The sequence below is a fragment of the Bacillus sp. JJ1503 genome (assembly GCF_036965125.1).
Lineage (GTDB): Bacteria > Bacillota > Bacilli > Bacillales > Cytobacillaceae > Cytobacillus.
Genome location: NZ_JBALOZ010000324.1, coordinates 2,812 through 3,017, shown reverse-complemented (window position 1 = coordinate 3,017; position 206 = coordinate 2,812). Strand labels below are relative to the sequence as shown.

General features: G+C 30.6%; 1 protein-coding gene. It reads left to right on the top strand.

Annotated elements, in window-relative coordinates; genetic code table 11:
• Nucleotides 1-206, top strand: a 206-nt coding sequence (locus V7149_RS21505) for a hypothetical protein (RefSeq protein ID WP_335347637.1), incomplete at both ends; no start/stop codon positions are given.

Here is a 206-nt window from a genome sequence, read left to right as displayed (position 1 = left end):
GAATAATAATATCAATGATTTTGAGGTTGTTAATGCTGTTGCAAAAATTAAAGAGTCAATTATTGTGTATAGTGGCTTTGGAGGACAAATCTTAAAGTCTGAGATCTTAAATACGGGGAAGAAGTTTCTTCATATACATCCTGGAATTGTTCCATATTATAGAGGAAGTACAACTGTATATTATAGTCTATTATCTGAAGGGAATT